A 22440-nucleotide genomic window follows, 5' to 3' on the forward strand; every position below is an offset into this window, starting at 1 on the left:
TCAATCCCAGTCGGGTGCGATGGCCTTCGGATTGGCCAGGCGCTGACCGCGGTCCAGTGCGGCGATCTCGGTCATGTCCTGCTCGCTCAACCGCAGCGTCTGCGCCTTGAGATTGCTTTCCAGATTGTCGCGCTTGGTCGAGGACGGAATCACCGAATACCCTTGCTGCAATGCCCAGGCCAGGGTGATCTGCGCCGGGGTGGCGTCGTGGCGCGCGGCGATCGCCTGGATCACCGGGTCCTTCAGCACCTCGCCCACGGCCAGTGTCATGTACGAGGTGACATGGATGCCCTGCTCGCGCAAGAACGCGATCAGGCTGCGGTTCTGCAGGTACGGATGCACTTCGATCTGATTGGTGGCGATGGCATCGGCACCCAGGATCTCGATGGCCTGCCTGATCAGCGCGATGGTGAAGTTGGACACGCCGATCGCACGGGTCAGGCCCTGCTGCCGGGCCTCGTTCAAGGCTTCCAGGTAGTCGCGCATCGGTACCTGATCCTTCGGCGAAGGCCAGTGGATCAGGGTCAGATCGACATAGTCGGTGCCTAGTTTGCGCAGGCTTTCCTGCAGGCTGGGCAGCAAGGCGCTGCGTTCGAACTTGTCGACCCAGATCTTGGTGGTCAGGTACAGCTGGTCGCGCGGCAAACCGGATGCGGCAATGGCCTGGCCGACCTGCTCTTCGTTGTCGTAGATCTGCGCGGTATCGACGGCGCGGTAGCCCAACTCCAGTGCATTACGCACCGAGTCGATGACGACCTGGTCCTTGAGACGGAAGGTGCCGAGGCCGAATGCGGGGACTGTCATTGTGTTCCTTTGGTAATCGGGAATGGGGAATCGTAAAAGCGGGGAGCGTATCCGGCGCTGCGAGTCGAGCTAGTCGAGGGCGACGACGGCCTTGCCGAAGTTTTCGCCGCGCAGCAGGCTGATCAGGCCCTGCGGGGCGCTGTCCAGGCCGTGCAGGACGTGCTCGCGGTACTGGATCTGGCCGTCGCGCAGCCACTGGCCCATCTCACGCAGGAAGACGGGCATCAGGCGGATGAAGTCGTGCTGGATGAAGCCACGCACGGTCAGTCGCTTGCGCAGCACCTGGCCCATGAACTCCGGCAGGCGATCCGGCCCCGGCGAGGCCTGGCCGCGACGGTTGTAGGTGGCGATCACGCCGCAGACCGGGATGCGCGCAAAGTCGTTCAATTGCGGCAATACCGCGTCGAAGACCTTGCCGCCGACGTTCTCGAAGTAGATGTCGATCCCGTCCGGCGTGGCAGCGCGCAGTTGCTCGGCAAAGTCGTCGGCGCGATGGTCCAGTGCTACATCCACGCGCAGCACTTCGCGCAGATAGCGCACCTTTTCCTCGCCACCGGCAATGGCCACCACGCGCAAGCCCCGCAGGCGCGCCAGCTGGGCCACGGTGGCGCCGACCGGCCCGCTGGCCGCCGCCACCACCAGGGTTTCGCCGGCCTGCGGCTTGCCGATTTCGTGCAGGCCGGCGTAGGCGGTGAAGCCAGGCATGCCGTACACACCGAGCGCAGTGCTGAGCGGCAGGGCATCGTCCTTGGGCAGCTTGCGCAACGGCGCGGTGGGCGTCAGCAGGCTATGGCTCTGCCAACCGCCGGGCAGCACCAGCAAGTCGCCGGGCTGATAGCCGGCATGATGCGATTCGAGCACTTCGCCGACGGTGCCGCCTTCCATCACCGCGTCGATCTCCACCGGTGCGGCGTAGGACGGGCCGTCGTCCATGCGTCCGCGCATATACGGGTCCAGCGACAGGAAGCGGTTGCGCACCAGGATCTGCTCGTGCCCGGTGGGCGGCAGGGCGACGTCTTCGATGCGGAAATTGTCGGCGCCGGGCTCGCCGTGCGGGCGCGAGGCCAGCACGATGCGGCGGTTGGTGATCGATGTCATGGGGATTCCTTGCGGAAGGGGCCGCGCGTACGCGACCGGAAGGCACAGCCGCGCTGGCGGCTGCGCGCGGGAAGACGTCTGTCCGTCTTTGCAATGCGCGCGTGCTGCGAACCGATGCGTCAGGCCGCGTCGGCCGGCTCGGGGGCGCTTGCGGCATCGAGCTGTGCGATCTGATCGGCGCTCAGCGATACCTGCGCGGCGGCCAGCACATCGTGCAATTGGGTCACGCTGGTGGCACTGACGATCGGTGCGGTCAGGCCCGGTCGTGCGATCAGCCAGGCCAGGGCGATCTGGGCCGGCGTCGCGTTGTGAGTGACCGCCAGATCGTCCAGCGCCTGCAGGATGCGCAGACCGCGCGGATTGACGTATTGCTTGACTACCGAGGCGCCGCGCGCGCTGCTCTTGCCGGCATCGTCGGCGCTGCGGTATTTGCCGGTCAGAAAGCCGCTGGCCAGCGAGTAGTAGCTGATCACGCCGAGCTCGCGTTCGCGCACCAACGGCTCCAGCTCGGCTTCATAGCCGGCGCGGTCGTAGAGGTTGTATTCCGGTTGCAGGCTTTCGTAACGCGGCAGCTTGTACTGCTCGGAAACATCCAGTGCATCGCGCAGGCGTGCGGCGCTGTAATTGGACGCGCCGATGGCGCGCACCTTGCCCTGTTCGATCAAGCGGCCGAACGCGGCCAGCGTGGCTTCCAGCGGAATCGATGCGTCGTCTTCGTGCGCCTGGTACAGATCGATCACATCGGTCTGCAGACGGGCGAGCGAATCCTCCACCGCAGCGGCGATGTTCTCCGGCGACAGGCCCGGATGCTCGCTCCATTTGGCCACCTTGGTGGCGATCAACACCTTGTCGCGTTTGCCGCTGCGTGCGAGCCAGCGGCCGATGATGGTTTCCGACTCGCCACCGCGATTGCCCGGCACCCAGCCGGAGTACGCATCGGCGGTGTCGATCAGATTGAAACCGGCATCGACGAAAGCATCGAGCAACGCGAACGAGGTCGCCTCGTCGGCGCTCCAGCCAAACACATTGCCACCGAATACGATCGGTTGAACCTGCAGGCCGGAGCGGCCTAGCGCGCGGGAGTGGGTCATCACGGTTGCTCCTGATTCGAACTGCCGACAGGATAGTCATGCGTGTCGATGTTGCGTGTGACACCTGCGTGGATTCAGCGTTCCGCAGATCGCCCTCATCGACTCACACCATTTGAACATGTCGCCTGCCGCACCTGGTGCGGCGCGCGGATCCCCTGCACATGGCAGGCTTCGGGCCGCATGCTAGGCTCGCGCTACTTTTTCCCGCAAAGGGCGCTGCGATGATCCGCAACAGGCTGGTGTGTGCATGTGTGGTGGGGATGGCAGTGGCGATAGGCGCGCCGCTGGCAATGGCAATCAAACCGGCCGATAGCGCCAGCCTGCCGGCGCCCGATGCGGCGCTGCAAAAAGCCATCGACGGCAACTGGCGCGATCGCGTCTACGTGCAGCGCGATGTCTATCGTCATCCCGGCCAGACGCTGGCGTTCTTCGGCATCAAGCCCACCCAGACCGTCATCGAAATCACGCCGGGCAGCGGCTGGTATTCGGAAATCCTGGCGCCGTACCTGCGCGACAAGGGCAAGTATGTTGCCGCGGTGGTCGACCCGGCCGGCGTGCCGGAGGGGCGCGGCCGCGACTCGGCGCAGCGTGGGCGCGACGAGCTGGAGAAGAAGTTCGCTGCCAAGCCGCAGGTGTATGGCAAGCCGTCGTTCGTTTCCTATATGCCCAAGACGCCGTCGTTCGGCGTGGACAACTCGGCCGATCTGGTGCTGACCTTCCGCAACGTGCACAACTGGCGCATGGCCGGCAATGCCGAGGCGATGTTTGCCGGCTTCTACAAGGTGCTCAAGCCCGGCGGTGTGCTCGGCGTGGTCGAGCACCGTGCCAAGGCCGACGTGCCGGCCGACGACAAGAGCGGCTATGTCGGCCAGGCGCAGTTGATTGCGATGGCCGAAGCGGCCGGATTCAAGCTCGCCGGCAAGAGCGAGGTCAACGCCAATCCGCGCGACAGCAAGGACTATGCCGGTGGCGTGTGGACCCTGCCGCCGAGCAACAACCATGACAAGGCCGACGATGCCAAGTACCAGGCGATCGGCGAGAGCGACCGCATGACCTTGAAGTTCGTCAAGCAGTGAGATGCCGCCTGCATACCGACGCATCGCGCGTCGGTATGCAGGTCTTGGCTATCCGCTGCGATGTGTCGATGCTGGGATGACGCGCGGCATACGAGGACGGCGCGACCAGGCGCACGGCCGCACGACTGCACGACCGGCGCGGTCAGCGCAATGACGGCCAGCCAGCCGGCTCTGGGTTTGTCCGCAGCGCCAACGTTGCAGAACTGCTAGTGAAGCGATGCTCGCTGCGTCAGCGTTCAACGCCGTTACAAGCAGGGCAGCGCATCGCCTGTCGCGCGTGGCGAGACCTCTTCAACTCGGTGCACGACATCACGCGCCGCGCGCATGTCCTGCAACGACCTTGCGCAACAGGATTGGCATGTTGGTGTTGTTGAACAAACCCTATGGCGTGCTGTCGCAATTCAGCGACCGCTCGCAGCCGCCCAAACGCACGCTGGCCGAATTCGGCCTGCCGGCCGACGTCTACGCGGCCGGTCGTCTGGATCACGACAGCGAAGGCTTATTGCTGCTGACCGACGATGGCGCATTGGCGCATCGCTTGACCGACCCGCGCCACAAGCAGCCCAAGACCTATTGGGTGCAGGTGGAAGGCGAGCCGGCGCCTGCGCAACTGCAGGCCTTGCGCGATGGCGTGCTGCTCAACGACGGCCCGACCCGCCCGGCCAAGGTGCGCGGTCTCGATCCGGCACCGCAACTGTGGCCGCGCGATCCGCCGGTGCGCGTGCGCAAGACCGTGCCCGATGCCTGGCTGGAGCTGCAGATCACCGAAGGCCGCAATCGCCAGGTGCGGCGCATGACCGCCTCGGTGGGTCTTCCGACCCTGCGTCTGATCCGCGTGGCGATCGGCGACTGGACCTTGGATGCGCTAGCGCCGGGCCAGTGGCGCAGCGAACAAGCGCATGGCCCGCGCCCGACCAGGACCCGACGCTGAGCCTGAGGCATTCGGTATAGCGGTCGCTTCACCGCACGCGACGCTGAGCTTGATGCATTTTGTATAGCGTCGCTTACCGCACCGCCCATGCAGCATTACCAGCAGGATTGGTAACGCAAACAGAGATGCAACGGTTGCGTGTCTGCGTGGCCTATCCGGTCTGCGAAGCACCGACTCGCTGTGCTTCAGGACATGCATGGTGATCAAAGAGCGCGAGTGTGGACAGGCAACGCGATCACGCACGATCGTTAATCGCTGCGGACCTGCACATGCAATGCCGCATTCTTCGGTCACGCGAGTGGGTGTCGATGAATTAGCGATTTGATAGTCGCACCGATGGTCGTCCACAAACAAAAACGCCACGGCGCAGGGCCGTGGCGTTTTTGTTTGTGCGTGGAGGGACGGCTTATTCGATGCCGTCGCTCGGCGTCACTGCACCACGGCGCTGGTAGGCCGCGCGACGTGCGCTGGCATTGCCGGCGTTTTCGCGGTCCAGACGGTGCACGTTGCCGCCGAGCACCTGCTGGTCACGCTGGCGCTTGCGATACACGGCATAGCCGATCAGGCCCAGGCCGGCGACGGCAGCGGCCACGGTGACGGCCGGGTTGCGCTTGACCACCTTGCCGACGACCTTGCCGCCGGTGCGCACGGCACCCAGTGCTGCGCCGGTCTTCAACCATTCGCTGGCGCCCGGGCCGAAATGACGCAGGCTGCTGCCTGCATGACGGGCCTGATCGCCAGCGTTGGAGGCGGCGTGACGCAGGTGGTCGCCAGCATTTCCAGCCAGTTCCAGGGCACGCTCCAGGGCGCGTTCGGTGATCACAGTCAGCTTGCTCATTGGAGGCGTTTCCTTTCTGAGTACGTGGGTTGCAGTGTGTGGGCTGGTGCGTATAGACAGTGTTAGCGGTGGTGGAGCTTGTTTGGCTTGCGGTTAAGTAATGATGTGGGGCGACGCTGTGATCAGTGTTTGCCTGGATCCGGTATTGGATCCGGTATTTGGATGCGGCAGAGGCCTGACTTGGCTGGTGCCGACGCTGACTTCCCTTCTCCCGCCGGGAGAAGGTGCCCGAAGGGCCTCACCCCAACCCCTCTCCCGAGGAGAGAGGGGCTCACATCAGGTGCCACGCGGTTTTGCTCTATGGGTTGCAGTCGCGGTCCATGGATCGTCCGGCCACGGATGTCTGGGATACCGCCCCTTCATCTCCTTCCTGACATCCGGATAGGTCGTGACCCAGAAGCTTTTCAGATCCTGCGTCACCTGCAACGGGCGCCCGCCGGGCGAGAGCAGATGCAGGGTCAACGGGATGCGGCCGTCGGCGATGCGCGGGGTTTCGGCCAGGCCGAACAGTTCCTGCAACTTGACCGCCAGCACCGGCGGCACCGGCTGCTCGGCGTGATCGAGGGCGTAGACGATCTGCCGCTCCATGCCCGAGGGCACGCTGATGCGGGTGGGCGCGTGGCGGTCGATCAGCTGGCGGCGGTCCCACGGCAAGGCGGCCTTGAGCGCTTCGCCCAGATTGGATTCGTCCAGCGCATCCAGGCGGGTCTTGCCGGCGAAGGCCGGGCGCAGCCAGCTGTCCAGCGTCTCCAGCAACGCGGTGTCGGACAGGTCGGGCAGCGCAAGCTCGGGCATCCAGGCGCGCAACGACTGCAGGCGTGCACGCCACTGGCGCAGGCCGTCGGTCCACGGCAAGGCATCCAGGCCCAGCTGACGCACTGCCTCGGTCAGTGCGCCGGCGGCTTGCGCCGGATCGACGCGGCCGGCCGGGCGGCTGTCGAGCACGATGCGGTCGAAGCTGGATTGCCGGCGCGCGACCAGGGCGCACTTGTCCGCGTCCCATTGCACCAGGTCCTGCTGCACGAAGCGCTCGGGCACGCTGCGGCGCAGATAGCCTTCGTCCACCGGCGCGGCGCGCAACAGCAGCGCGTCCTTGGCTTCGTAACGCAGTTCGGTGGCAACCAGCCAGGGTTCGCCGCGCAGGTCGCTGTGGTCGAACAGGCGCGCGCTGCGGCCGTTGGCGAGCAGGTAGCGCAACGGGTCGTTGGGATGGCGTGCGGCAATGCGGTCGGGGAAGGCATGCGAGAGCAGGTCGCCGAGTGCGTGCGCTTCCACGCTGGCAGGCGGAGCGCTGTCGCAGCGCAGCCGGCGTCGCCATTGCTTGGCGGCGCTGTCGATCGCGGCCAGGCCGCCGCGGTTGGCATCGTGTGCGCTGCGGCCTTGCCGGAAGGCAGCCAGTGCGCGCCAGCGCGTGGCCAGCCCATCGCCGCCCTGACGCAGCGGGTCGCGCGCTTCGAGCAAGGCGGCCAGGTCGCAGGCCAGCGCCACGCGTGTCGCATCGCCGGCCTGCGCCAGCATCGCGGCCAGGCGCGGATGGGTGCCCAGCGCGAGCATGCGCCGGCCCAGCGCGGTGATACCGCCGCTGCCGGTGAGCGCGCCCAGCCGCTGCAGCAACGCGTGCGCGGCGGCCAGCGCGCCGGCCGGCGGTGCATCGACGAAGCGCAGTGCGGCACTGCCCCAGGCGGCCAGTTCCAGCGCCAGGCCGGCCAATTCCACCTGGGTGATTTCGGCGCGCCGCTGCGGTTCCAGCCGTTGCGATTGCGGCCACAGCCGGTACGCCCAGCCGCTGGCCACGCGCCCGGCGCGGCCGGCGCGCTGGTCGGCCGAGGCCTGCGCAATGGTGGTGATATCCAGCCGCGAGAAACCGCTGTTGGGATCGTAGTGCGGTTCGCGCGCCAGCCCGCTGTCGACGACCACGCGCACGCCGGGCAGGGTGACCGAGGACTCGGCGACGTTGGTCGCCAGCACCACGCGGCGGCGCCCTGACGGGTCGGGTTGCAGGACCTGGCTTTGCGCCTCGACCGACAGCTCGCCGTGCAGCGGCAGCACCTGCACCGCCGGGTCCAGCACGTCCTGCAGCGCGCTATGCACGCGTGCGATCTCGCGCTGACCGGGCAGGAACACCAGCACATCGCCCGGATGGGTGGCCAAGGCGTGTTCCACCGCGCGCCGGGTCTGCGGCTCCAGCGCTTCGTCGCGGTGCGCGGGAAAGTGCGCGATCTCCACCGGGAAACTGCGCCCGGCGCTGCTCAGGCGCGGTGCGTCGAGAAAGCCGGCCAGGCGCTCGCCATCGAGCGTGGCCGACATCGCCACGATGCGCAGGTCCTCGCGCACCTGCGCCTGCACGTCCAGCGCCAGCGCCAGGCCGAGGTCGCCAGCCAGATGACGTTCGTGGAATTCGTCGAACAGCAGCGCGCCGGTGCTCTCCAGCATCGGGTCGTCCTGGATCAGCCGGGTCAGGATGCCTTCGGTGACGACCTCGATGCGGGTACGCGCGGAGGTCTTGTTCTCGAAGCGGATGCGGTAGCCCACCGTCTCGCCGACCGGCTCGCCCAGCTGGCGGGCCATGAACACGGCGGCGCTGCGGGCGGCCACACGCCGCGGTTCGAGCATCACGATCTTGCGACCGGCCAGCCACGGCGCGTCCAGCAAGGCCAGCGGTACCTGGGTAGTCTTGCCGGCGCCAGGCGGGGCTTCCAGCACCAGCCGCGGATGGGCGGCCAGGCTGTCGCACAGCTGCGGCAGCAGGGGAGAGATCGGAAAGGCAGGCTCGGTCATGCGCGGGAAGGATACGGGCACGCCACAGATGGCGCGACGGTCGGGCCGCCGGGTGAAGCCTGTCGGGGAATCCGGAAGTGCTCAGCTTTTGGGTATGCAAGGCCGACTTTGGGCGCCGGCGCCGCTTCAGATCGGTACGACACATGTCGATAACCGGTGTAATCCCCGATCTGGATTGACCATGTCTGCTGCCACCCCGAAATTCGTCAGCCTGCAAAGCAAGCTGCTCGGCGCGCTCGCGCTGGGTCTGTCGGTCATCCTGCTGTGCGCCCTCGGTGGTTTGGGCACGGCGTGGCTGAGTCTGTCGGGCAAGGTGCCGCAGGAGGTGGCGCAGGCTTCCAGCAGCGAAGAGATCACCCGCGATTTCCGCCTGCAGGTGCAGGAATGGAAGAACGTGCTGATCCGCGGGCGCGATCCGGCGCTGCTGGACAAGCACCTGAGCGCGTTCCGCGAGCAGGGCAAGAAGGTGCAGGCAAGCACCGAGGCGCTTGCCAAGGCCATCCAGGACCCGCAGGCGCGCATGCTGGCGCAGGCCTTTGCCAAGGCGCATCTGGGTTTGCAGCGCAATTACGAAGCGGCGCTGGGCAAGTTTGCCGAGGCCGGTTACGACACCCAGGTGGGCGACCAGCTGGTCAAGGGCCAGGACCGCGCGCCCAGCCAGACGCTGGAAGCGCTGGTGACGCGCAGCAAGACCCTGGCCGATGCCGCGGTGCTGGCCAGTTCGCAATCGGCGCAGCACAAGCTGGTGCTGTCGGCAGTGGCCACGATCGCCGCGGCGCTGTGCCTGGTGGCGGTGCTGGGCTGGTGGATCCGTCGCTCGATCGTGCGCCCGATCGAAAACGTCGCACGTGCGGCACGCCAGGTGGCCGCCGGCGATCTGTCGGCGCGTGCGGCGGTCAGCAATCGGGATGAAATCGGTCTGCTCGGCCAGGCCATGGGCCAGGTGGTCAACACGCTCACCGATGTCTCCACCGCGCAGGCCGATATGGCGCAGCGCCACGAGGCCGGGCAGATGAGTTACCGCATGGACGCGCAGGCATTCCCGGGCGCGTACGGCCGCATGGTCGACGACACCAATGGCTTGATCGGCGCGCAGGTCGGTCTGATCGGCGACATGCTGCAGGTGATGCAGCATTACGCGGTCGGCGACATGTCGGTGGACATGCCGCGCCTGCCGGGCGAGAAGGCGCAGATCACCGAGGCGATGGACACCACCAAGCGCAACCTGGCGGCCATCAATGGCGAAATCCGTGGCCTGGTCGACGCGGCTGCGGCCGGCGACTTCGCCACGCGCGGCAATGCCGAGGCCTACCAGTTCGAATTCCGCGCCATGGTCAGCGGCGTCAACGGCCTGATGCAGAACGTGGATCAGAATCTGGCCGAGCTGTCGCAGCTGCTCAAGGCAATCGCCGATGGCGATCTGACCGCGCGCATGCACGGCAACCAGCAAGGGGTGTTCGCGCGCATGCGCGACGATGCCAACGCCACCGTGCAGCGCCTGACCGATATCGTCGGCGACATCACCGTGGCCGCACAGACCATTCGCACCGCCTCGGCAGAGATTGCCGCCGGCAACAACGACCTGGCGCAGCGCACCGAGCAGCAGGCCGCCAATCTGGAGGAAACCGCCGCCTCGATGGAAGAGCTCACCTCCACCGTGCGCCAGAACGCCGACACCGCGCAGCAGGCCAGCCGGGGCGCGCAGGCTGCGGCCGAGATTGCCGGCCGCGGTGGCGAGATGGTGGCCAGCGTGGTCGACACCATGGGCGAGATCGAGGTGTCGTCGAAGAAGATCGCCGAGATCATCAGCGTCATCGACGGCATCGCGTTCCAGACCAACATCCTGGCGCTGAACGCGGCAGTGGAAGCGGCGCGTGCCGGCGAACAGGGCCGGGGCTTTGCCGTGGTCGCCTCGGAAGTGCGCGCGCTGGCGCAGCGCTCGGCCGGCGCGGCCAAGGAGGTCAAGCACTTGATCGACGCCTCGGTGGACAGCGTGGAGCGCGGTAGCGCGCGCGTGGATCAGGCCGGGCGGACGATGCAGCAGATCGTGCAGTCGGTGCAGCAGGTCACCACGTTGATCGCGGAGATTTCCGCCGCATCGCGCGAACAGTCGTCCGGCATCGAACAGGTCGCCCGCACTGTCAACGACATGGACGAAACCACCCAGCGCAATGCCGCACTGGTGGAAGAAGCTTCGGCGGCGGCACGTGCGATGGAAGAGCAGGCGGTGGAACTGAGCGAAGCGGTATCGGTGTTCCGCCTGGATGCACGCCGGCCGCGCATGGCGGCTGCGGCTTGATTAAGTGCTTTGCAGCTGCGGTTGGCGCGAGGGAGCTCCTGGTCGGGCTCCTTCGCGCCGACGTATTTAGAACAGCAGTCGTCAGCGCGTCGGCTTGTGCACACCCGTCAAGGCGCTCATGCATGGCTGCGTGTGATGAGCTTTGTGACGGTGCGACATAGGCGTGCCCGGCGTGCGACTGCGGGCAGTGGCCTAATCAAGTAAAGGTTTACGTGGCCCGATGGGTTCGTGGCCAGATGCGGTAATCACGTCACTTCTGGTTTCGTTGATCAAACAACCTAGACAGACTTGCGTTCGAGCAGACTCCGCTGTCACTCACTTCACTTGCATTACTGGCGGATCCACATCGCCCTGGTACTGCTTTCCAAAGCATCTGCGCAACCGCTGATCACGCTCGCGTTGGTTGCAGGGTTGCTCCAGTGCGCCTGTCAGCGACAGCGCGGCGCCGGCGAGTCTGGAACGGAAGGCCCAGGTCTGCTGGATCTCGCCGCCATCCGGCGTCCAGTCGCTGGCAAAGCGGGTGGCCTGATAGTCCACCGGCGCGGTGCGTTGCATGAACGTGCGTGTGGGCGTTGCCGTATCGACGGCGGTGGCCGGTAGTGAAAGATTCAACGACTGCAAGGTATTACCAGATGTAGCGGCGCGGCTGTCGGATGAGTGTGCTGGTCGCTGCATGTCTGCCTGTGACAGTGTTTGCGTGCTGCGAGGCATCGCCGCGTTCGCTGTGTTTGCTGCGCGCAGCCCCGCTGTCGACCGAGTGATCATGCTGGGCGGTGGTGCCTGTGGACCGGCTGCTTGCAGCGGGCGCGGTAAAAACACCAGCGTCATGCGCGGCGAGTAGCTGCGCGGGCGATGGATTACAGCGTCCGACGGTGTGCGGCTTAGCCAGAGCGCGAACACACCATGCAGTGCAAGCACCACCAAGATGGCGAAGGCGTGTTCGCCTTGCCGATCGCCGGGACGGTGCTGTGTTGCAGAGTCCATCCGATCACATCCGTGTGTGCAGAACCCGAGCGTATCGACAGCCCCATTGGATTTGCGTTACGCGCTGCGGTAAGCGGGCGCACATCGCCTGCAATCTCAACTGGTCCTTGACCGCCCCACCATCGCGGGGACCTTGAGCGGCATGGATGCCGCGCCAGAGCCTACAACGACGTACTTGCGGCGTGTCTCGCGATGGTGGGCGGGCAAGGGCCCTGCAACCAACCTGCAGATAGACTGCGCTAGATCGACCGCTCCACGATCGATCTATCCGTACGATCCAATCACTTCGAGACACAAGACAACTGCGCTACAACTGCGAATTCAAGTCGCAGCGTCGTCGGACGATCAGGCCAAACCAGCCCGACCTCAGTATCAGGTCATCAACCCGCTTCGCGCATCCGGGCGGTCAGGCCCTTGAGGAAGGCGCGCAGCAACTGGTCGCCGCAGGGGCGGAAATTCTTGTGGCCGGGCTGGCGGAACAGTGCGGACAGTTCCGGCTTGGACAGCGGGAAGCCGGCGCTGGCGAAGATGGCGTGCATGTCCACGTCTTTCAGCTCGAAGGCCACGCGCAGTTTCTTCAGCACCAGGTTGTTGCCGACGCGGGTTTCCAGCGGGCGCACCGGCTGGCTCTCGTCGCGGCCGCGGAAACGCAGCACGAGGCCGTCGAGGAAGCGCGCCAGCATCGCGTCGGTGCATGGCTCGAAACCGGGCTCGTCTTCCTTCTTCAGCCAGGCCTGTACCTGCGGCTTGTCGAGCGCGAACTCCGGGTCGGCCAGGTGGGCGATCTCCACCACCTTGTCGTCGCTGAGGTCGAGCATGTAGCGGATGCTGCGCAGTACATCGTTGTGGATCATGACAATTCCGGGGCCCCGGCCTGTCGCCGGAAAGGCGCCATTCTACGGGGCCGATACCGAACGCGGCGTGTGCCCAGCCGATCCGTTGCCGAACCGGCGGCCGCTCAGCTGCCGCGATAGGTGGAATACCCGTATGGCGAGAGCAGTAGCGGCACGTGGTAATGGCCGTCGTCGGCGATGCCGAACGCGATCGGGACCTGTTCCAGGAACGGCGGGTCGGCCAACGCGGTGCCGGCGGCCCGCCAATAGCCGGCCACCTCGAATTCCAGCCGGTAACGGCCGGGGTGCAGCGTGAGCGCCGCCAGTTCCGGGCAACGCCCGTCCTGGTTGGTGACCCCGGCGAAGTGCAGGATGGCGTCGGCGAACAGGCGCAAGGCGATGCCTGCGGCGGGGCGGCCCGTGGCCGTATCCAGCACATGGGTGGACAGCGTGCTCATGCCACCGCCTGGGTCGGTTGCGGCCATTGGCCGACGAACTCGGGCTGGTCGTAAGCCAGATAGCTGTCGACGATGGCCTGGCGGTCGTCCAGGAACAGCTGATCGGCCACTGCGCGGGCCAGCCGCGGCAGCGCGACCTTGAGCCCGGAAAGGGCCGCCGCCGACGGGCCGTGGTTGATCAGCGCCGAATAGTTGAAGGCGAACAAGCCGTGCAGCAGCGCGGCATCCTCGGGCGTGCGCGGCAGCAGCTCGAAGCCCGGCCCCAGATAGGGATGCGCATCCAGCACCGGATTGGCCTGGCCTGGCGGCGGCTGGTAGCGGTCGGCCCAGCAGGCGATGCGCCCGGACAGCGCGGCCAGTTCCGGGCGCAGCTGCGGGTCGGTGACCAAGCCGGTGGCCACCGCCAGAAAATCGAAGCGGTGCTCGCCCTGCGGCGTACGCACCACCACCGCGCCATCGCGTTCGATCACCTCCAGCCATGGCGCGCCCAGATGCAGCGCGAAGCCGGCATGCGCGCAGGCGCGCTGAAAGGTGTCGTTGGTCGGCGGCTGATTGTGCGCGAAGAAGCTGGCCATCATCCGGTACTTGTCCGCATCCGGCAGCGCGAGAAAGCGCGGAATGATGCCGGCCTGTTCCATGTGGCGGAATGGATTGATGCGCGGTAATTCGCTGCGGCGCACGAACACCTCGGCGCTGGCGACGCCTTGATCCAGCGCGAAACAGGCGTTGTCGAACGCCGAGGCGCCACCGCCCAGGATGCCCACGCGCTTGCCGGCCAGTGCGGCGAAGTCGATATGGCCGGAAGTGTGCGCGTAGCGCTGTGCGGGCAGGGCGCGGCTGATCCAGTCCGGCACCATCCATTGGCCACCGCCCTGGATGCCGGTGGCCAGGATCAGCTTGCGCGTCAGCAACGGCGCACCCATGGCCAGATGCAGGCGGTGGATGCCCGGCGCCACGTGCGGCTCCACCCGCGCCAGTTGGGTGGCATTGCGCACCGGCAGGCGCAGCACCGCGCGGTACCAGCGCAGATAGTCCATCCAGCTGCCGCGCGGAATCTTGTCCAGCGCGTCCCAGCCGGCGATGCCGTGCTGGGCTTCCCACCAGGCGCGGAACGTCAGCGACGGCACGCCCAGATCGATCGAGGTGATCTGCTTGGGCGTGCGCAAGGTCTGCATGCGCGCATAGGTCACCCACGGGCCTTCCTGCCCCGCGGCGTTTTCATCGATCACCAGCACGTTGTGCACGCGTTCGCGTTGCAGCGCGAACGCCGCGCCCAGGCCGCTCTGGCCGGCGCCGACGATGACCACGTCGTACACATGGCCTGCCGGATGCACGCGCGGCGGCACCCACCCATCGCCGCCATGGGCCAGGCGCTGCAGATCGTGGTGGAGCTCGCGTTCGAGTTGGGCCAGGCTCATGGCAGTGCCTCCAGGCGCAGTTGCACGATCTTGCCGATCTCGGCGAGGGCGGTGGACAGTTCTTCGCTGCGCGATGCATCCAGCCGACGTTCCAGCGCGGCCAGGATGTCGGCCTTGTCGTGCAGCCGCACGCAGATCACGAACGGAAATCCGAATCGGTGGCGATAGGCCTGATTGAGCGCGTGGAAGCGCTTGAACTCGGCTTCGCTGAGCCGGTCCAATCCGGCCGAGGCCTGCTCGGCCGCCGACGCGGCGGTGAGCGTGCGGTCGATCGCCGCCTTGCCGGCCAGCTCCGGATGGGCGCGGATCAATGCAACCTGGTCCTCCTGCGACGCGTCGAACACCACCTGCATCAGCCCGCGATACACATCGGCGAACGGGCGCCGCCGCGCAGCGCGTTCGACCACCCACGGCGAATGCTCGAACAGCTCGCGATAGCGCGCCACGAAGGCGGCATCGTCCAGCATGCTGTCGTCGATCACGCTCATGCATGCGTCCCCTGCAGCGAGACATGCGCGGCCACCACTTTCCAGCCGTCGGCAAAACGCACCCAGCTCTGGCTCTGGCGGCCGCGCGCGCTGCTGCCGGCGCGAACGAATTCCGCATGCGTGGTAGCGAAGTCGTGGCCGAAGCCGTGCACCTGCACCCGCACGAGCTGGCGTTGCGGCGAGCCGCCGCGTCCGATGCGAAAGGCGCGGATCGCCTCGATGCCGTACAGCACTTCGCCCACGCCGTAGCGCACCGTGCTGGGTGCGGGGTGGAACAGCGCGTCCATTGCGGCGATGTCGTCGTCCATCAGGGCCTGTTCGTAGGCGTGGAAGGCCGCGGTCACTTGCGCGATCACCTCGGGCAGGTCGATGTCGGTGGTGTCGATGCTCATGCCGGATGTACCTGCAGCCAATGCCGCGCGATATCGATGCGGCGCGCAATCCAGGCATCGCCGCTGGCCAGCACGTGATCGACAAACCGTGCCAGGGCCGCGGCGCGCGCCGGCTTGCCGACGATGCGCCCGTGCAGGCCGATCGACAGCATGCGGCCACCTTCGCCGCGCAGTTGCTCGAAGCCATCGTGCAGATAGCGGAAGAACGGCTCGCCATCGGCAAAGCCGTTGTAGGCGACGAACTTCATGTCGTTGGCATCCAGCGTGTACGGCACGATCAACTGTGCGTGGCCGTGGCGCGTGTCGTAATACGGAACGTCGTCGGCATAGCTGTCGGCGTCGTAGACGAAGCCGCCTTCCTCGGCGACCAGCCGCGCGGTGTTGGGGCTGGTGCGGCCCTGGTACCAGCCCAGCGGGCGGCTGCCGGTGACGCGGGTGTGCACGGCGATGGCTTCGGCGATATGCGCACGCTCGGTGGCCTCGTCCACATGTTGATAGTCAATCCAGCGCAGGCCGTGGCAGGCGATTTCCCACTCGGCAGCCTGCATTGCGGCCACCGCGTCGGGATTGGAGGCCAATGCGTGTGCGACGCCGAACACGGTCACCGGCACGTTGCGCGTGGTGAACAGCCGATGCAGCCGCCAGAAGCCGGCACGGCTGCCGTATTCGTACAGGCTCTCCATCGCCATGGCGCGCGCGCCGGGCTGCGCTTGCGTGCCGACCATCTCCGACAAAAAGGCCTCCGAGCCGGCATCGCCGTTGAGCACGCAATTTTCCGCGCCCTCTTCGTAATTGATGACGAACTGCACCGCGATGCGTGCGCCACCGGGCCACCGCGCCGCAGGTGGGGTGGCGCCATAGCCGACCAGGTCGCGCGCTGTGCTCATGCACGCGGCTCCGCATGCCAGGCCGCCAGTGCGGCGTCCACCGCCAGCCCTGGTGTGCAGGCGTAGCCTTCGGCGCGCAGCACCGCTTCCAGTGCGGCCAGGGTGATCAGCACCTTGTGCTTCATCGCGTTATAGCCCATCGCGCCGATACGCCAGATCCTGCCCTGCAACGGGCCGAACGCGGTGCCGATCTCGATTTCGAAATCCTCGCGCATACGCCGCCGCACCGCATCGCTGTCGATGCCGTGCGGAATCACCACGCCGGTGACATTGGTCATGCGGTGCGCATCGTCGCCGAACACTTCCAGCCCCAGCGCGCGGATGCCGGCACTCACCGCACGCCCGGCGGCGGCGTGGCGGGCGAAGCGTGCGTCCAGGCCTTCCTGTAGCGCCACGCGCGCGCATTCGCGGGCGCCGTACAACATGGTGGTGGCTTCGGTGTGGTGATTGAGGCGCTTGTCGGACCAGTAATCCATGATCATCGCCAGATCGAAATAATTCGAGGCGATGCGCGCCCCGCTGCCGTTGACGATGTCGGCGCGCACGATGCCGCGTTCGACATGGCGGCGCGCGAAGATCGCCTCGGCCGCTGCGTTGGAGACGGTGATCGGTGCCGAGCCGGACGGCCCGCCCAGGCATTTCTGCAGGCCGCCGGTGACCACGTCCACGTCCCAGCGATCGCTGGCGATGGGCATGCCGCCGATGGTGGCGGTGGCATCCACGTAACTCAGTGCGCCGGCCGCGCGGCATAGCGCGCCCACGCCATCCAGCGGCTGGGCCATGGTGGTGGAGGTGTCGCCGTGCACGGTGGCGACCAGTTTGGGTGCCACGCGCTCGATCGCCTCGGCAATCGTCGCCAGCGGTACCACTTCGCCCCACGGCGCATCCACGGTGTGCACGTCGGCACCTAGCCGGCCGAGGATTTCGGTGAGCAGCAGGCCGAAGCGGCCGAAGTTGATCACCAGCACGCGGTCGCCCGGGCTGACCAGCGACACCAGCGCCGCTTCGATACCGGCGCGCGCGGTGCCATCGACCAGAAACGTCCAGCGATTCTCGGTGCCGAACAGCGGCCGGTACAGCGCCATCACCTCGTTCATGTAGGTGGTCATTTCCGGGTCGAACTGGCCAAGCAGATCGGCGGCCATCGCGCGCAGCACGCGCGGATGCGCGTTGACCGGGCCCGGGCCCATCAACAAACGCTGCGGGGGATCGAGTTCGCCGAACGGCAGCGACGGCGGGGCGTGGCGGGACAGGTCAGGCGGCAAGGGGGTCTCCCAGGTGTTCGATGAAGTGCTGCATCGCCGCCAGCGCCACGTCGGCATCGGCGGCGTCCACGTGTTCGGCCGGATGGTGGCTGATACCGCCGGCGCAGCGCACGAACAGCATCGCGGTGGGGCACAGCGCGGCCATCACCATCGCATCGTGCCCGGCGCCGGACACCAGCCGCCGCGGCGCCACGCCCTGCGCGGCAACGGCGCGCTCCAGCCGCGCCACCAGCTCCGGCGCACACGGGCTGGCCGGCAGGTCCTGCACCGGCTCCAGCTCGATCCGCACCCCGCGCGCCACAGCGATGGCCGCGAAACGGTGGCGGATCTCGGCGGCGGCCGCATCGCGCACCGCGGCCTCGCCGGCGCGCACGTCCAGCGAGAACGTCGCCTGCCCCGGCACTACGTTGGTCGCACCGGGACGTAGCGCCAGCCGGCCCACGGTGGCCACCAGGTCGCCACCGTCGGCGCGCGCCACCGCTTCGGCCGCCAGCACGCATTCGGCGGCGGCGGCCAGCGCGTCGCGGCGCAGCGGCATCGGGCAGGTGCCGGCATGCCCGGCGTGGCCGTGCACGGTCGCCTGCAGGCGCAGCTGCGCGGCGATGCCGGTGACGATGCCGACCGGCAGGCCCTCCGTCTCCAGTACCGGGCCCTGCTCGATATGCGTCTCGAGGTAGCCGACCACCTCGTGCGGGCGGCGTGCGGCCTCCGCGAGCCTGGTTGCGTCCAGCCCCCAGGCCGCCAGCGCCTGCGCCACGTCGAGGCCGTCGGCATCGATCACGCCGTCCAGCGCTTGCGGCGCCAGCGTGCCCGCCACCGCGCGGCTGGTGAACATCGACGCCGGGAAGCGCGAGCCCTCCTCATCGCCGAACGCCAGCACCTCCACGGCGAACGGCAGCCGCCGCCCACGCGCGTGCAGCGCGGCCACGCACTCGATGCCGAGCATGACGCCCAGCGGGCCGTCGTAGCGGCCGGCATCGCGCACGCTGTCGAGGTGGCTGCCGATCAGCAATGCGGGGGCGCCCGGGCGCGTGCCCTCGTAGCGGCCGACCAACGTGCCGAGCGCGTCCAGCCGCACCTGCAGGCCGGCGGCCTGCATCCAGCCGCGCACTGCCGCCAGCGCGGCGCGATGGGCCGGGCTGAGCCAGGCGCGGAACAGGCCGGTGTCGCTGTCGCTGTAAGGCGACACGCCCAGCGCATCGCAGCGCGCCACCGCCCGCGCGCCGGCAGTGGCGGCGCGGTCGGCGGTGGAGGGCAGCGAAGGGGGCGCGGCAAGCATCGTGCGAAAGGACCGGCTGGGTGCCCGTAACGCCAGCGGCATTCCGGGAACGGGGCGAGAGTGGCGTTTCGACTATAGGGAGCCTGCCCTGTCGCCATCAAAGAGTTTTTTCGCAGTTTGGTGTTGCAAAAAACGCAACATTGCGACGCGCAGGCGGGACACCTCCCACGGACGGGCATCGAACCGGGCCGGGCGTGGCGACGGACCGGTCGGGGCGATCAGGGGCGACGCAGCAGCGACAACGGCGCTACGCCGAACGCCCGACGGAACGCATGGCTGAAATGCGAGAAATCGGAGAAACCCGATTCCAGCGCCGCCTGCGACACGCTGCGGACCCGTCCGCACTCGATCGCCTCGCGGCTGGCCTGCAGGCGGGCCTGCCACACTGCCGCCATCGGCGAGGTCTGGTGGCGCGCGAACGCACGGGTGACGGTCCGGATAGAAACATGGTGAGCGCGGGCGAGACGCTCCACGTCCAGGTCCGGCTCGGCCAGGTGACGTTGCACGTACGCCATGATCCGCCCGTACAGGTCCTGCTCGGCCCCTGCCCGGGCGGGATCGTGCGTTTCCAGGCTGAGGACCAGCAGGTCCAGCAGGGTCTGCGCGACGCGTCCGGCAAGCGGCGCGTCGCGCAGCCAGGCCGGCGTGGTGCCGGCCTGGCGCATCAGTTCGCGCAGCGGCCCTACGCCGGGCTGGCGCTCGTCCAGCACGATGGCGGTCTGCTCGCCGGCCCGCGGCAGACGCCGGCTCAGCAGCGGGCGGGGAATGCGTAGCAGGTGGTTGTCGTGGCCTCCGAGCCGGAAGCGGAAGGTCTGGGCGGCGTCGTACAGCACCAGGTTGTCCGCCGCCAGTGCGGTCCGGCGCCCTCCCTGTTCCAGCTGGCCGTAGCCGTGTTCGGTGAAGCCCAGCCAGAGATCCTCGTCCGGTCCGCTGCGCAGGTGGCGGGGCGTCCGTTCCCAGTAATGCAGCGGCGCGGACAGCGAGCAGAGGTCGAGCGGTCCCATCGGTCGAACCTGCAAGTGCGCGTCGAAATCCTGTCCGGCCAGCGGCTTGCTGGTGGCGGGAATGCAGTGGCGGCAGACCACCTCCTTCCAGTACTCGAAACGGCGCGGCGCGGCGACGGCGGCGGTGGAGTATTGAGTGGTATCCATGGCGTTCACCTCTTGCGGGTTGGCGGCAGGCAAATCCCGAGCACCGACGCAAATGCCGTGCCACCTGCAGGGTGCGCGGCCCGACGTGCCCGATCCGGGCGCTTGCGGCCAGCTGCTGCGTGCGCTGCGCGCGCTCGCATCGGAGAACCCGATGCGCCCAGGGCCGCAGTCATGTGCGCGTAGACGCACCTGCGGCGTGCGTCATGCACCACGACGGTTCGCCCATGCCGACGCTCGCCCTCTGTCCCGTCCAGCAAAGCGGTTGTCCGTCCGAGACAGGCCGGGCATGAATCGTGCCGGGTAACGTCGATCGCATCGGCAGGCACGCCCGGCCGCTCTCCCACGCCCCGCAACCGCCCCAGGAGTTCCCCCATGGAATCCGCGATCGACACCCATCTGCGTTGCCCGCGCACGCTTACCCGCCGCGTGCCGGACGATTACCGGCCGCCGTTCCCGATGTGGGTGGGACGCGCCGACGCCGGCCTGCAGCAGGTGGTGATGGCCTACCTGGGCGTGCAGTTCCGCGGCGCCGAGCGGCGCGCGGCGGCCTTGCAGGCGATGCGCCGCATCGTCGCCAGTTTCGCCCTGCCCGACGGCCCCGTGCAGCACGACCTTACCCATCACGTCGACACGCAGGGTCACGACAACCTCATCGTGGTCGGCTACTGGAAGGATCCGGCCAGCCACGACCGCTGGAGCCGCCTGCCGGAGGTGGCGGACTGGTGGGACGCGGACGCGCGGCTCGGCGAGGGCCTGGGCTACTTCCGCGAGATCCTCGCCCCGCGCGCCGAACAGTTCGAGACCCTGTACGCGTTCCGCGACGACCTGCCCGGGGTCGGTGGCGTGATGGACGGCATCAGCGACGAGGTCGAGGAGCACGGCTACTGGGGGTCGATGCGCGACCGCCTGCCGGCCTCGCAGACCGACTGGCTGCAGCCGGCGGGCGAACTGCGGGTGGTTTCGGGCGACCCCGACGCGGGTGGACGGGTCCGCGTGAGCGGGCACGACCACATCGCCCTGATCCGCTCCGGCCAGGACTGGGCGGGCGCCGAGGCCGAAGAGCGCGCGCTGTATCTGGAGCAGATCCTGCCAACCCTGCGCGACGGCATGCAGTTCCTGTGCGACAACGGCCCGGCGGTGGGCTGCTACAGCAACCGCTTCGTGCGCAACATCGATCTCGACGGCAATCCGCTCGACCTCAGCTACAACATCGGCCACTGGCGCTCGCTGGAGAGGCTGGAACGCTGGGCCGAATCGCACCCCACCCATCTACGCATCTTCACCACGTTCTTCCGGGTCGCCGCCGGCCTGTCCAAGCTCAGGCTCTACCACGAGGTTTCGGTGGCGCACGCGCGCGACCAGCGGTTCGAGTACATCAACTGCCACCCGCAGACCGGGATGCTGCGCGACGCGCAGCGCTGACCGGCAGCGGCCGGCCGCCTGCCCGCGACCGGTCGCGACCCTGCGCCCTTCCCCGACCCAAGGAGCAACACTCATGCACGTGCTGCGCCCGCTGCTCGCTGTCTTCGGCTTCTGCGCCTTCCACGCCCAGGCCATCGAGGTGGCGCCCGGCGACTACGAACAGTTGCCGGCCGGCACCACCGCCGCCCTGGTCTACTACCAGCACTCCACCACCGATGCGCTGTATACCCGCGGGCGCAGGGCACGCAACGACTTCGACCTGACCTCGGATGTGGGCATCCTGCGGTTGCTGCACGTGTTTCGGCTCGGCGAGCGGGTGACCGTGGACCCGCAGGTCCTGCTGCCGTTCGGGCACGTGTCCGGCGGTGGCGATGCCGCGGCGCTGGGGAGCGCCGAGGGCGTCGCCGACCTCATCCTGGCGGCTCCGCTGCGCTATCGCCTCAATGCCGCTGGCGACGTGCTCGCGCTCACGCCCTACCTTTACCTGCCCACCGGGCGCTACGACCGCAACGATGCGCTCAACCTGGGCGAGAACCGCTGGAAGCTGGATCTGCAGGCCGCCTACGTCCGGCACTTCTCGCCGCGCTGGGCGCTGGACCTGGTGGGCGACGTGATCTGGTACGGCGACAACGACGATCTCGGCGCCAGCTCCTCCCGCCTGGAGCAGGACGTGTCCTACAGCGTGCAGGCGATGGGGCGCTACATGCCCACCGCCGCGACCGCCTTCGGCCTGGGCCTCAACTACGGCCACGGTGGACGCAGCCGCGTGGACGGGATCGATCAGGACGATCGCCGGCAGACCACCCAGGTGCGCTTCACCGTCACCCAGTTCGTCAGCCCCAAGGACCAACTGCAGCTGCAGCTGGGCCGGGACGTGGCGGTGGACAACGGGCCGCGCGAGGACTTCCGCATGAACCTGCGCTACCTGCGGGTGTTCTGAGGCGGCCG

General features: G+C 67.9%; 20 protein-coding genes. 5 read left to right on the forward strand and 15 right to left on the reverse strand.

What is annotated here, in order from left to right; all coding sequences use genetic code 11:
* From dkgB to XaplCFBP3123_RS12530, 3 genes are all read right to left on the reverse strand, one after another.
* Entirely contained in the window at window positions 1–804 is an 804-nt protein-coding gene (dkgB, locus tag XaplCFBP3123_RS12520) for a 2,5-didehydrogluconate reductase DkgB (protein ID WP_104534342.1), read from the reverse strand.
* A gap of 69 nt (window positions 805–873) precedes the next feature.
* On the reverse strand, window positions 874–1902 hold the full coding sequence (locus XaplCFBP3123_RS12525) for an NADP-dependent oxidoreductase (protein WP_104534343.1): 1029 nt from the start codon (window positions 1900–1902) through the stop codon (window positions 874–876).
* A gap of 119 nt (window positions 1903–2021) precedes the next feature.
* Complete coding sequence (locus XaplCFBP3123_RS12530) at window positions 2022–2993, reverse strand: aldo/keto reductase (protein ID WP_104534344.1); 972 nt, start codon at window positions 2991–2993, stop codon at window positions 2022–2024.
* Between the two features lie 221 nt (window positions 2994–3214).
* Here XaplCFBP3123_RS12530 and XaplCFBP3123_RS12535 point away from each other — a divergent pair, with 221 nt between their 5' ends.
* Both XaplCFBP3123_RS12535 and XaplCFBP3123_RS12540 read left to right on the forward strand, forming a co-directional pair.
* Window positions 3215–4069 carry a class I SAM-dependent methyltransferase gene (locus tag XaplCFBP3123_RS12535; RefSeq protein WP_104534345.1) on the forward strand — a complete coding sequence of 285 codons (855 nt, stop codon included), beginning with the start codon at window positions 3215–3217 and terminating at the stop codon, window positions 4067–4069.
* 358 nt (window positions 4070–4427) lie between these two features.
* On the forward strand, window positions 4428–5000 hold the full coding sequence (locus XaplCFBP3123_RS12540) for a pseudouridine synthase (protein WP_104534346.1): 573 nt from the start codon (window positions 4428–4430) through the stop codon (window positions 4998–5000).
* Window positions 5001–5406: 406 nt separating this feature from the next.
* Here the strand turns inward: XaplCFBP3123_RS12540 and XaplCFBP3123_RS12545 are convergent, their stop codons facing one another.
* Window positions 5407–5838, reverse strand: a complete 432-nt coding sequence (locus XaplCFBP3123_RS12545; protein ID WP_104534347.1) for a hypothetical protein — start codon at window positions 5836–5838, stop codon at window positions 5407–5409.
* 276 nt (window positions 5839–6114) lie between these two features.
* A complete protein-coding gene (gene hrpB, locus XaplCFBP3123_RS12550) occupies window positions 6115–8616 on the reverse strand; it encodes an ATP-dependent helicase HrpB (protein ID WP_104534348.1) in 2502 nt (833 codons plus the stop codon).
* Between the two features lie 181 nt (window positions 8617–8797).
* On the opposite strand from hrpB, the gene XaplCFBP3123_RS12555 reads away from it, so the two are divergent.
* The gene (locus tag XaplCFBP3123_RS12555; protein ID WP_172453244.1) at window positions 8798–10915 is read left to right on the forward strand and encodes a methyl-accepting chemotaxis protein; all 2118 of its coding nucleotides are present in this window, start codon (window positions 8798–8800) and stop codon (window positions 10913–10915) included.
* Window positions 10916–11230: 315 nt separating this feature from the next.
* Here XaplCFBP3123_RS12555 and XaplCFBP3123_RS21600 read toward each other — a convergent pair whose 3' ends face one another.
* The 10 genes from XaplCFBP3123_RS21600 to XaplCFBP3123_RS12610 form a co-directional block, all read right to left on the reverse strand.
* Window positions 11231–11743, reverse strand: coding sequence for a hypothetical protein (locus XaplCFBP3123_RS21600; protein WP_216361734.1), 513 nt, complete (start codon window positions 11741–11743; stop codon window positions 11231–11233).
* Window positions 11744–12279: 536 nt separating this feature from the next.
* A complete protein-coding gene (locus XaplCFBP3123_RS12570) occupies window positions 12280–12753 on the reverse strand; it encodes a DUF1456 family protein (protein WP_104534351.1) in 474 nt (157 codons plus the stop codon).
* Between the two features lie 104 nt (window positions 12754–12857).
* Complete coding sequence (gene uraH, locus XaplCFBP3123_RS12575) at window positions 12858–13217, reverse strand: hydroxyisourate hydrolase (protein ID WP_104534352.1); 360 nt, start codon at window positions 13215–13217, stop codon at window positions 12858–12860.
* A complete protein-coding gene (hpyO, locus tag XaplCFBP3123_RS12580; protein WP_104534353.1) occupies window positions 13187–14608 on the reverse strand; it encodes an FAD-dependent urate hydroxylase HpyO in 1422 nt (473 codons plus the stop codon). The genes uraH and hpyO overlap by 31 nt, the downstream gene beginning before the upstream one ends.
* On the reverse strand, window positions 14605–15096 hold the full coding sequence (gene uraD / locus XaplCFBP3123_RS12585; RefSeq protein WP_104534354.1) for a 2-oxo-4-hydroxy-4-carboxy-5-ureidoimidazoline decarboxylase: 492 nt from the start codon (window positions 15094–15096) through the stop codon (window positions 14605–14607). Before uraD ends, hpyO begins: the two co-directional genes overlap by 4 nt.
* On the reverse strand, window positions 15093–15488 hold the full coding sequence (gene hpxZ / locus XaplCFBP3123_RS12590) for an oxalurate catabolism protein HpxZ (RefSeq protein ID WP_104534355.1): 396 nt from the start codon (window positions 15486–15488) through the stop codon (window positions 15093–15095). The genes uraD and hpxZ overlap by 4 nt, the downstream gene beginning before the upstream one ends.
* Entirely contained in the window at window positions 15485–16375 is an 891-nt protein-coding gene (gene puuE / locus XaplCFBP3123_RS12595) for an allantoinase PuuE (RefSeq protein WP_104534356.1), read from the reverse strand. The genes hpxZ and puuE overlap by 4 nt, the downstream gene beginning before the upstream one ends.
* On the reverse strand, window positions 16372–17640 hold the full coding sequence (locus XaplCFBP3123_RS12600; protein ID WP_429001627.1) for a pyridoxal-phosphate-dependent aminotransferase family protein: 1269 nt from the start codon (window positions 17638–17640) through the stop codon (window positions 16372–16374). The genes puuE and XaplCFBP3123_RS12600 overlap by 4 nt, the downstream gene beginning before the upstream one ends.
* Entirely contained in the window at window positions 17630–18853 is a 1224-nt protein-coding gene (locus XaplCFBP3123_RS12605; RefSeq protein WP_253254209.1) for an allantoate amidohydrolase, read from the reverse strand. The genes XaplCFBP3123_RS12600 and XaplCFBP3123_RS12605 overlap by 11 nt, the downstream gene beginning before the upstream one ends.
* Before the next feature lie 284 nt (window positions 18854–19137).
* Window positions 19138–20103 carry a helix-turn-helix domain-containing protein gene (locus XaplCFBP3123_RS12610; RefSeq protein WP_253254202.1) on the reverse strand — a complete coding sequence of 322 codons (966 nt, stop codon included), beginning with the start codon at window positions 20101–20103 and terminating at the stop codon, window positions 19138–19140.
* A 339-nt stretch (window positions 20104–20442) separates the two neighbouring features.
* Between XaplCFBP3123_RS12610 and oxdA the strand changes: the two genes are divergently transcribed.
* Window positions 20443–21492 carry an aliphatic aldoxime dehydratase gene (gene oxdA, locus XaplCFBP3123_RS12615; protein WP_104534358.1) on the forward strand — a complete coding sequence of 350 codons (1050 nt, stop codon included), beginning with the start codon at window positions 20443–20445 and terminating at the stop codon, window positions 21490–21492.
* A gap of 73 nt (window positions 21493–21565) precedes the next feature.
* Window positions 21566–22432 carry a transporter gene (locus XaplCFBP3123_RS12620; RefSeq protein ID WP_104534359.1) on the forward strand — a complete coding sequence of 289 codons (867 nt, stop codon included), beginning with the start codon at window positions 21566–21568 and terminating at the stop codon, window positions 22430–22432.
* Window positions 22433–22440 lie beyond the last annotated feature (8 nt).

The sequence above is a fragment of the Xanthomonas arboricola pv. populi genome (assembly GCF_002939945.1).
Lineage (GTDB): Bacteria > Pseudomonadota > Gammaproteobacteria > Xanthomonadales > Xanthomonadaceae > Xanthomonas > Xanthomonas arboricola_A.